This window comes from Methanobrevibacter sp., from assembly GCF_017432245.1.
Lineage (GTDB): Archaea > Methanobacteriota > Methanobacteria > Methanobacteriales > Methanobacteriaceae > Methanobrevibacter.
Map to the genome: position 1 here is coordinate 1 of NZ_JAFRJO010000042.1, position 10,655 is coordinate 10,655.

At 30.8% G+C, this 10,655-nt stretch carries 12 protein-coding genes and 1 pseudogene; 5 read left to right on the forward strand and 8 right to left on the reverse strand.

Going from position 1 to position 10,655, the window contains the following annotated elements; genetic code table 11:
• Positions 1–241: pseudogene (locus IJI80_RS03690) on the forward strand (ribosome biogenesis/translation initiation ATPase RLI); the annotation flags it as partial.
• 279 nt (positions 242–520) lie between these two features.
• Here IJI80_RS03690 and IJI80_RS03695 read toward each other — a convergent pair.
• From IJI80_RS03695 to IJI80_RS03705, 3 genes are all read right to left on the reverse strand, one after another.
• Entirely contained in the window at positions 521–1,681 is a 1,161-nt protein-coding gene (locus IJI80_RS03695; protein WP_292787743.1) for a pyridoxal phosphate-dependent aminotransferase, read from the reverse strand.
• A 319-nt stretch (positions 1,682–2,000) separates the two neighbouring features.
• The gene (gene radB, locus IJI80_RS03700; RefSeq protein ID WP_292787744.1) at positions 2,001–2,699 is read right to left on the reverse strand and encodes a DNA repair and recombination protein RadB; all 699 of its coding nucleotides are present in this window, start codon (positions 2,697–2,699) and stop codon (positions 2,001–2,003) included.
• A 165-nt stretch (positions 2,700–2,864) separates the two neighbouring features.
• Positions 2,865–3,497, reverse strand: a complete 633-nt coding sequence (locus IJI80_RS03705; protein ID WP_292787745.1) for an L-threonylcarbamoyladenylate synthase — start codon at positions 3,495–3,497, stop codon at positions 2,865–2,867.
• 110 nt (positions 3,498–3,607) lie between these two features.
• Here IJI80_RS03705 and pgsA point away from each other — a divergent pair, with 110 nt between their 5' ends.
• The 4 genes from pgsA (at position 3,608) to IJI80_RS03725 (ending at position 5,765) form a co-directional block, all read left to right on the forward strand.
• Positions 3,608–4,210 (forward strand): archaetidylinositol phosphate synthase, encoded by a 603-nt coding sequence (gene pgsA / locus IJI80_RS03710; RefSeq protein ID WP_292787747.1) that lies wholly within the window; start codon positions 3,608–3,610, stop codon positions 4,208–4,210.
• Between the two features lie 82 nt (positions 4,211–4,292).
• A complete protein-coding gene (locus tag IJI80_RS03715; RefSeq protein WP_292787749.1) occupies positions 4,293–4,535 on the forward strand; it encodes a DUF357 domain-containing protein in 243 nt (80 codons plus the stop codon).
• A 336-nt stretch (positions 4,536–4,871) separates the two neighbouring features.
• Positions 4,872–5,060 carry a hypothetical protein gene (locus IJI80_RS03720; protein WP_292787751.1) on the forward strand — a complete coding sequence of 63 codons (189 nt, stop codon included), beginning with the start codon at positions 4,872–4,874 and terminating at the stop codon, positions 5,058–5,060.
• Positions 5,061–5,255: 195 nt separating this feature from the next.
• Entirely contained in the window at positions 5,256–5,765 is a 510-nt protein-coding gene (locus IJI80_RS03725) for a GNAT family N-acetyltransferase (protein WP_292787753.1), read from the forward strand.
• A 51-nt stretch (positions 5,766–5,816) separates the two neighbouring features.
• On the opposite strand, the gene IJI80_RS03730 is transcribed toward IJI80_RS03725, so the two are convergent.
• The 5 genes from IJI80_RS03730 to IJI80_RS03750 form a co-directional block, all read right to left on the reverse strand.
• Complete coding sequence (locus IJI80_RS03730; protein ID WP_292787754.1) at positions 5,817–6,155, reverse strand: zinc ribbon domain-containing protein; 339 nt, start codon at positions 6,153–6,155, stop codon at positions 5,817–5,819.
• Between the two features lie 76 nt (positions 6,156–6,231).
• Complete coding sequence (gene fbp / locus IJI80_RS03735) at positions 6,232–7,329, reverse strand: fructose-1,6-bisphosphate aldolase/phosphatase (protein WP_292787756.1); 1,098 nt, start codon at positions 7,327–7,329, stop codon at positions 6,232–6,234.
• Positions 7,330–7,767: 438 nt separating this feature from the next.
• The gene (locus tag IJI80_RS03740) at positions 7,768–8,889 is read right to left on the reverse strand and encodes a TMEM175 family protein (protein ID WP_292787757.1); all 1,122 of its coding nucleotides are present in this window, start codon (positions 8,887–8,889) and stop codon (positions 7,768–7,770) included.
• Between the two features lie 59 nt (positions 8,890–8,948).
• Entirely contained in the window at positions 8,949–10,034 is a 1,086-nt protein-coding gene (locus IJI80_RS03745) for an acyltransferase family protein (protein WP_292787759.1), read from the reverse strand.
• A gap of 9 nt (positions 10,035–10,043) precedes the next feature.
• Positions 10,044–10,634: a DUF998 domain-containing protein gene (locus tag IJI80_RS03750; RefSeq protein WP_292787761.1), complete on the reverse strand. Its 591-nt coding sequence runs from the start codon at positions 10,632–10,634 to the stop codon at positions 10,044–10,046.
• Positions 10,635–10,655: the final 21 nt, after the last annotated feature.

Consider the following 10,655-nt stretch of genomic DNA (forward strand, 5'->3'; position numbering starts at 1 on the left):
CGATATCGTGTTTATCGATTACATTTCAGATAGGGCAATGGTATTCAGTGGAGAACCTGGACTCAATGGTTATGCTTCCAAGCCAGCAGACTTGAGAACAAGCATGAACCAGTTCTTGGGAGACTTGGACATTACCTTTAGAAGAGATAAGGAAACCAAACGTCCTAGAGTGAATAAATATGACTCTTACCTTGACAGAGAACAGAAAGAGCAAGGTGAGTATTACTACTTAAAAGACTAGTTAAATTAAACTAGCGAACAATATATTAAAGTTTTTAGATTTTTTCTAAAAACTTATTTTACTTTTTTTAAAAAAATTTTTTCAAAATAATTCATAAAAAAATAACAATTTTCATCAATTTTAAAGTTTTACACTATACGAATTAATTTACATGAAATTACATGAAAAGAATAAAAAATAGTTTAAAATTGATTAAATCAAAAAATAAGATAAAATAAACATTTTATAAAAAAATTATAAAATTAGTAAAAAAAAGAAAAAATAAACTAAATAAAAAAATTATTTAGTTCTTAAAGCTTCAACAGCAAGTACAAATTCACGAGCAAATACCTTGACCTTTTCTGGATCAATTGAATAGCTTACTCTCAAGTAGTTATGACCAAAGGTATTACTTGTATAGGAACCTTGTCTGGTGAACACCTTTTTCTCAATCAAATATGAAGACATGGCTTCAGGATCTATTCCTGCACCTGATAAGTCAATTCCCATCATGTTTGCACTTGATGGATAAACAGGTAAAAAGACTCCTTCACACTGGTCAACTGCTTCCTTGATTATCTTTTGATTTTCAAAAGTGGTGTCTCTAACCCTATCAATCCACTCATCTTTGGATTTAAGAGCGGCAAGTGCACCAGCTTGTGCAACCATATTTGTACCTACATCGTTAATGATAATGCTTTTTACTACATCAATAACTTCTGCGCTTGAAATGATAGCCCCTAATCTTAAACCTGCCATACCAAATATCTTGGAGAAACTGTAGCAAGTAATAGTGTTGTTTGGAGCATATTTAGCACAAAGGGTGTGATTGTATGCAAAGTCTCTGTAAGTCACATCATGCAAGAGGAATATGTCATTTTCAATAGCTATTTCTGCAAATTCCTTGATTTCCTCTTCAGTGTAAGAGCTTCCAAGTGGGTTTAACGGATCGATTAAAAGAATTACTCTAGTGTTTTCATCCATATTTTCCCTTACAAGCTTAGGGGTTAACTTATAGTTGTTTTCCTCACTGTAAATCTTGACTTGTCTTACTTCATTTGCAAATCTGCTTGCAAAGTTATCAATAATGAGATATCCTGGATCTGGTGTGATAACGTTGTCCTCAGGAGATAAAACCGCATTCATGGCTAAGTATAAAGATTCGGTTGCGCCGGCGTTAACATATATACTTAAGTCTTCCAAGCCCAAATCTTTTAAAATCAAAGATTGCAGTTCTGTAAATCCTTCTGGAGGTGGGTACTTGCAGTATTCGTCACTACCGATGCAATCAATCATTGCCTTGTGTACATCCTCATTGTGACCAATATGCAATTCATTTGTATTCTGACCCATCCAAATCATTTCTTTATCCTTAAAAACAGCTTCAAAAAAGTGGTTTGCAGATTCATAACCATCTGGAATAATCTTAGCTGCTTTTGCATATTTCTTCTTTTGGATCATCTTATCACAAATCCTATATCTTAATTAAAAATTTAAAAATAATTTTATAAATAATAATTTTATCAGTATCAGTTTTTTAAAAATTAAACTGATTATGTTTTCAAATAAACATACAACATTATATTATCTATTAAAAGTAACATATAAAATTATTTATAAAAATAATAAAAAATAGCTTAAATTCCTTAAAAATGATTATAATTAATAAATAAAATAAAAAAAGTAATAAGAATAGAGAAATGATTGCTAAAAATTAGTAAAAATTAGTAAAAAGATTAGTTAAAAATAGTTAAAAAATAAAAAAGATAAAGGAAATGAGTTATTCAATTCCATTATTAGTAATCAAGAAGTGAACAGCCAATCCTTCTCTTTTTGACTTATGCCTTTTTAAAAGAGCTATTCTTTGATTAGTTCCCTCTTCACGTTTTAGTTCAATGATGATTTTACTCCTGTATTGAATGATTGTACCACCAACAGGAGAGAAATCCTCTTCACTTTCCTCATCAAATGAAGCATAAATCTGATTTGTAACAAGAACAGCGAGGTCATGATTGATAGCAAGTGCAGAAAGCATCTGCATCTGTTTTCCCAAAAGGTGAGATTTTGTGCTATCATCTTCAACCCTAAACAATGCAACAGCAGAGTCCAATATAATAAGTTCAACATCTGCACTATTTGAAGATATCCATGATTCAATAAGCCCAAGATCCTCTTCCTGTTCCTTGAATGAAGTAGGTTCAAATACAATGATATTCTTTGCAACAGTTTCAAAATATTCTCCTGAAATTTGTCTTATCCTATCTACTGATATTCCACCTTCAGTATCAATGTAAACTACTTTTTTTCCTCTTTTAGCTACTTCAATAGCTATATTTAGACAAATATTGGTTTTACCTACACCTGGAGGGCCGTATATTTGTGTAATTGTCCTTTTCTCAATTCCTCCATCCAATAATTCATCTAAAGGAGAGTTAGTGGAAATCTTTTCCTGATCTGTCATGTTTGATAATATTTTCATTTCTTTCCCTTCATAATATAGAATAATATAATAACTTTTTTAATTTTACTCTGTAAACATAATATTTATTTGGATATATTTAAAGTTAATTTTTTTCTTAATTTCAATTTACATCTTCATGCAAATATTATAATAATATTGTAAAAATAACAAAAGAGCATTAATCTAAACCAGTTTCTCCAAATCCTCTTTTAATGAATCCATATCATTTGAATCAAATCCGTTTCTAACCAATGTTGGCTTGGATGAACTTAAGTCAATGACAGTAGATGGCTTTGCATCGCCTAAATCACCAACATCAATGACTAAATCAATATCATTTCCAATCTGCTTTAGAATATCCTGAGGATTGGATAATGTGCATTCATTTGTAAGGTTTGCACTTGTGGTTGTTATAGGAAACAGGCTTGCGAGCAATCTGGCAATCTTATAATCTGGAATTCTCACTCCAACTTTAGTGCTTGCACTGACATATGGGGAAACCACTTTTTTCTTGTTTAGAATAAAGGTAAATGGTCCAGGCAGCCACTTATTGACAATAGCTCTTGAATCCTTATTTAAGTCTGCAATCAATTCCAAACTGCTTGTATCCTGAACCAATACAGACAATGGCTTTGATGAATCCCTTTTTTTAATTTCATAGATTTTCTTAACTGCATCATTATTGAAAATATTTGCTCCCAATCCATAAACGGTATCTGTAGGATAGAGTATGATTCCTCCATTTGCCATTATCTCAATAGCTTCACCGATTAAATCCATATCAGGATTTTCGCCACTCATCTTAAATATTTTCATAAATTCACCAAAATAGATTGAATATACTATTAAAATTTCATAACTTAAATCTTAAACTTTACTAAGATAATCTAATTAAATATATATTAGTTAATCAATATAATAAAATTATGCTTAATAGTTTACGACCATATCTTACAAAATTTTTAGAACCTTTAGCTAGTCGATTGAATATTAATCCAAATATTGTAACCGTAATCTCCCCATTTTTGGCAATTATCTCAGCATTTTTCTTTGCTACAGGCAATCTGATAGGAGGGGCATTATTTATCCTTCTCAGCGGATTCTTAGATGTTGTTGATGGAGCTGTTGCAAGATATCATGATAGAGCGAGTCCATTTGGAGCATTCTTGGATTCAACAATGGATCGTTTTGCAGATGCAATCATTTTCATAGGTATCATATTTGGAGGATATTGCCACTGGTTTGTAGGTGTTTTAGCTATTCACTCAGCAATTACAGTCAGTTATGTAAGGGCAAGAGCAGAATCCCAAGGGGTTGAGTGCAATATAGGAATAGCTGAACGTGCAGTCAGAATGATAATCTTAATGTTAGGTGCAGTTATTGCAGTAATATTCCATTCAAACATCATATTCACATATTTCATTTACATACTTGTGATTCTTTCATACTTTACAGTTGCACAAAGAATAGTGCATGTATGGAAAATGTTGAATGGACCCCAAAGACATAGACAAAAAAGATTAAGATAAAAATTTTCAATATTAATATTTTAAAAAATAGATTCTCAAAAAATTTCAAAAATAAAATTTAGAATTGTTCGGAGCATATGAAATGAAAGATCTTGAAAGTGAAGAGAAAATTGCAATTGATATTGCAAAACTTGAAAGAAACTTGAAACAAGTTGAAGACATCAAGTTCGAAGGAAAAGAAAAGGAAGTTTATGATAGGGCAGTCGATTATTGGAATGATTCAAAATATTACCTTGAGAAAAAAGACACAAGAACTGCTTTTGGTTGTATTGAATATAGCCACGGTTTACTCGATGCACTAAGGATGATTCATGGATTAATTTAATTAAATATTCGATTAATTAAATGATAGTTTTATATCGTAAACTATAAAATAATAGAACTTTATATCTAAAATATTTATCAAATTGAAATTTCAAAAATTTGGATGGTTTTTTGATTGAAATTTTAGAAAATTTCAAGAAAATGGAAAAAAATCATTCATAAATATACAAACTATTTGATAGAATAAAAACTAAAAATTTAAATACTTTCATATATAAATATTTATTCAAGTGATTAAGAACAATTTTAAATTTTAAAAAATTGTAAACTTAATAATAAAATTTTTCAAAATTAAATTTAAAAAAAATATTTGGATTAAAAATGGGAGATGTCTATTATGACAGATATTGATGTTACTGAAATTAGAATTATCTTAGAAGATCTTACTGAAGAACAATTAATTAATATCTTGGAAAAAAACGGTTACACTAATAAAGGTAAAAAAAATGTATTGATTAGAGAAATCATGACTAAAATTTCTCATGATATTGTTATCCAAGAATTAGATGAACTTGGCGCAATATAATTTTTTACTTTTTTTATTTTTTTCTTCTTATTCTTTTTACTTCTTATTCTTTTTACTAATTATGCTCTTTTTACTAATTATAATCTTTTTTATATTTCTTAACTACAATTATCAAATTACTTTTTTACTAATTACTTTTTTGCTAATTTTCACAAATCATAAACAATAAATAATTTATTGGATAAAATTTTTAATATGATTCTAAAAACAGAACGACTAGTCCTAAGGCCATGGAAGGAAAGTGATGCAGAATGTCTATACCATTTTGCAAAGAATCCTAAAATAGGACCTATTGCAGGTTGGCCACCACACAAAAGTGTTGATGAAAGCTTAGAAATTATAAAAACTGTTTTTTCCAAAAAGGAAACTTATGCCATAACACTTGACGACAATGCAATAGGTTGTGTAGGGCTTCTATTCTATCCAAACACCAACCACTACTGGGGAGACGATGGTGTTGAATTGGGCTATTGGATTGGCGAGGAATATTGGGGTCAAGGATTAGTCGCTGAAGCAGCTGAAGAACTTATTAGACATGCCTTTGAAGATTTGGAAATTAGTAAAATCCATGCAAGCTGCAGGTATGAAAACCACCAATCAAAAAGAGTCCTGGAAAAATTAGGATTCAATTATTATTGCGATATGAAAAATTCAGATCTTTTAGGAAATGAAACACGAGAAATAGCTATGTTTTTAGAAAAATAAGAAAAATGAAAATTTAAAAAATAGAGAAAAAGTAAAAAATAAATTAAAAATTTACATGTTCATAAGCATGAAAGAAAGAATCCATATAACTATAGAAAGTCCAATAATTAGCTTTCCATGTTTTTTAGCATCCGCTTCATCACGAGTAATTAAGTAAATACCAAAAATAATTCCAAATAAAGGTATTAATATTGCACATATATAACCTAAAATCTTAGAAAAAGTATATGAGTTCTCAGATTGAACATTAGGAATGGAATTTTGAGTTACTGTATTGGAATTTAAATTTGTAGTTTCTTCAGCACCTACATTTCCAAAATCATATCCGCAGTTATGACAGTATTTACTTCCTTCTTTTCTTTCTGCTCCGCAACTTGGACAAAAAGTCATAATTTTCCCCCTACAAATTGTTCTAACGATATAAAACTAATAAAAATTAAATAAAAAAAGAAAAGAAATAGATGACTTAGTCATCCATGTCTTCGAATCTAGGTTCTAATTTTTCCATTACACCAGGTAATGAAGTGTATTCCATTTCTTCAGATGGTAATCTGTGTGGTTCGAAAGGACCATGTCTTCTGATGTAGGAAGCAATGTTTGCAGATTGTCTTCTGGTTTCATCAAATGCAGGGTCATCGAATAAGTCTACAGGTCCAATCAATTTAGCATCAGTTACTTGGAAACCTAAACCTACAACTCTAGGAGGTCCGTCGAATCTGATTGGGTTAGCTTCTTCTTGGCTGGTAGGCATCATAGGACCATTGTGGGATCCTCTCATCCATCCACTTACCATGTGTGGGAATGCAAATGGCTCTACACATTCACCGTTTGCTGGGAAACCGGATTGAGCTCTTACAATAGCTACAGGGTCGTCTTTACCTACATATTCACCAGCTAACATGTTTAATTTGTCAGTACTTACTGCAGCTGCGATTTCACCGTTTTTCTTGAATACTCTTTTAATTACATATCTACCAGTGGAACCGATTAATGCAAGTAAGTCGTACATTTCTTCAGGACAGTCTAAGATAACTTTTTTATGTTCCATTACATCGAATACTTCAAAGCTGAATCCATCGTGTAAGCTTGGGTCAATTACAAGACCAGCAGTGTTGAATGGGTCTGCAAAGATTCTGAATATAGGTAAGTTGAATGCACCTGGTTCGGTTTTGTCCATACAGTAAACGATTACAGGGTCACTTCCTCTTTCTTTGAATTCCATTTCTGCACAACCTGGACCCATACCTTTTACGTTTCCAGAGAAAGTGTCAGTCAATAAGTCTTGACCTGCACCGTATAATTTTAAGTCTCTAGCAATTTCAGTTGCTTGAAGGAAAGCATCGTATGCAGTTTTGTGAACTTCTTCGTTTAATTCACCGTTTCTGTGAGTCATGATCAAATCAATGTCGTCACCACAACGGGTAATGTAATAATCTTCAAGAATACCAGTTTCTAAAGCACCAGATAATACTTCATCACATTTTTCCATTAATGCAGGATGTGATACACAGTGTCCAGAAACACTTCCAATATCTGCTTTGATAACACTAACAGTAGTTTTCATATTAAAACACCTCAGTAATAAAAATTTACTATTCACACACTTTAGTCAATAGCAGTACATATTTAGCTTTAATTCATAATATAAGAACAATAATTAACTATTATAGCAATTAACTATTAAAAAATAATTATTCATTAATAACCAATCGTTATAATAATTAATTACTTGAATTAATAGCTAATATAAAATAATTAAATTATTAATCAAACTAAATACTTCTAAATAACTTATAAACTATACGATAATTTACTAAGTTATTTAATATACATTATTATTTTTGATTTATATTATATATAATAATTATGATTTAATGAGCATAATCACTATTTAAATCAAAAAATGAGATTAAAAAAATAGAAAACAAAAAGAATAATAATTCTAGAAAAAATTTTAAAAATAATAATTAAAAAGATAGAAATTTAGAAAGCATTGTATCATTTAAGTTAGTAGCCACATAGTGATTATGGAAACTAAACATGCTATGACAACAGCTAAAGGATAAACGAAATATCCTATTATCATTCCAAGCAATACCAACACTACCATAGAAATAAGAGGTTTATTGTCTTCCAAAGCAACTTGCAATGCAATATTTGCAGGATCTGAATCCTTCAAAGCCTTTGTATTTATGAGTGAAGTGAAGACTATCAAGACAAAGTCCAATCCATATAAAAAGCTAGGGAAGAATGAATCAGGATTAAAACTTACAAATACAGTCAGATATGGAATTAATGACAATAGGAACAATGCAACGCCAATTATCCAAATAACCCTGGAATTCACCTTATTGACAATGCTAAAAAGATGATTGTTGTAATTCCAGAAATTAAAGCATACCATGAAACTTACAGCATAAACTATAAACTCCAATTTGATATCAAGGAATGCATCCCATGAACCGTTTGCAACCATAGGAATCTCAAGCACGATTATTGTAATTATGATTGCAATGATTGCGTCAATGAAAGCTTCAAACCTATCAGTGCTACCATTATCCGGGCTTTTCAGTCTTGAAAATATTAGCCAACATATAACAGAAAGCAGAACGCAAATATAGATTCCAGGCACATAGACTGTATAGGTGAGAACAAATCCTAAAATCATTATTGCTATAGGAATGTAACTGTAAACGCTTATAAAATTAGATTGGCCTAATTCAGTGTTATAAGGATTTGCCCGATAAATGGCATTGATTGAAATAATATACAGAATGTCTATTGCAAGGAAAACAATCCCATACATTGTTTCTGCTGCAATAGAGTTGATATGCAAAGCCACCCATGTTGCAAAATAAGGAAGAAGGCTTATTGCAAATATTTGAACAGCATATATTGACAAGACATTATGGTCTATCTCTTCAACGATCTGAAACAGATTATGATTATCATACCAAATTATAAAAATCACTAAAAAACAGATAGCATATGTAATGAACCTTGCATTCAATGCCAAAACAGCCCCTAATGTAGGAGATGCCGGTTGAGTTAATTTCAACACTAAAACCGTTATGATAATTGCTAAAACTGCATCAAAAAATGTTTCAAATCTGTTTGTATTCATAAGTATACCTTTGTAACTTTTAATATATAAATAAATTAATAACCTCTATAAGGATTTAATCATTTAGACCCTATAAATCTATTAACATATTTTACCTTATTTAGAACATGCATTGTTATCATTGAACTGAGTACAACTAAAACAAATAAGATCAGCATTAAACTGTAAATGCCATAATAAGGCACTATTTTTAGATAAATGCATAGGAACAATCCTTGAATAAGATAAATTCCATAGCTGTATTTAGCAATCAATGAAACTGACTTTCTAAATAAGCTGTTCTCATTTCTAATGAAGCCTAAATCAAGACCAAACTTATTAAAGTTCTTAAACAATAGGAATACACCAATCACCTCAAGGGTAATAGGCAATGAATATCTGTTTAATGTGTAGAATTTGCCTGGACTGGAAAGATAAGTGACAATGCCCATGATAATGAATGCTGACAGCAGTGTCAATGCTAAGGCAAAATAAGGATTATTCAATATTTTTCTCTGTGTATGCCTTAAATAGTATCCTGCAACCACCAAACCAATTGGACTAACGAAATAGCTTAATTTAATTGGAAAATCAATGTTTAAGGTGAAAGTGAATAAACAAGTTATAAGCCAAAATGCAAGAAAATACTCCGCTTCTTTCAAATCTGCATGCTGCAACCATTTGTTGAAAATAGGCATGATCAGATATGTTCCTAAAATCATCCAGAAGAACCAATTAGCTAAAAATCCAGGTGATTTTGCCATAAAGACACCATAAAAGAAGTAGAGTATTGAATTTATATCAAAGGCAAAAATAAATTTATAACCGAAAAAATAGGATATGATTACTGCAATGGTTCCTGAAACCAATCCCCAAAACACGAAAGGCTCTACAATACGAGGAATTCTTTTTCCTAAAAATTCCTTGATGGTCCATTCTCGTCCAAGAGACAATGCTCCCGCTAACATTAAAAACAGATTCACACCAATTCTGAGATTATTTCCTGTAAACTGAGAAAATAACCATCTAAAACCTGGACCTGGTTCAAAATAAGGAATTGCATGAATTCTTGTAACCGCATAGACATGAACAACTACAACTGTAAGAATAGCTACCGCCCTTAGAGCATCTAAGTAAAATATTCTCTTGGATTTGCTGACTGCCATAAGAAACCCTTAACATTCCTTCAATAAATAAACTCCACTGATAAAACTCCAGATAATCAAGGTATAAACTGATAATCTTTCAAATACTGGCATGTAAAGGCTTTCCATATTAAAGAACATTATCCAAAATGCTATTAATCCAATGATCCCTAAGGCCAAAGTGACCTTTTGATAGGTTTCAAACTTATCCATAGACCTTGATATGATAATGAGCAATATGTTTCCACCAAGAATAGCCATTATGGCACCTAAGCTATGAAAACCATCAGTTACAGGATTTCCTGCATGAACCATAGCAACAATTATCACTCCAATAGCTGCAACTATGGTTAAAATATAGAAAACAACCTTATTTTTTATAATGAAATCCTTTAATTTGTAGAAATTACCAAATATGAAAGTTAGACCAATGATTACAAATGCAGAATTCATTAGAAAGGCTAATGGAGAATTGATATTAGGAATTCCCAGTTCTGAAATTGTATGAAAAAGATATGTATTAGTCAACAAGTCATTAAATGAAAATGCACTAATGGCTTCAGCCAAGAGATAGTATAAACTACCTAAAATAAAAACAATGACTACAATTTTAGATTTCATATAAAACTCCACGATTAATAA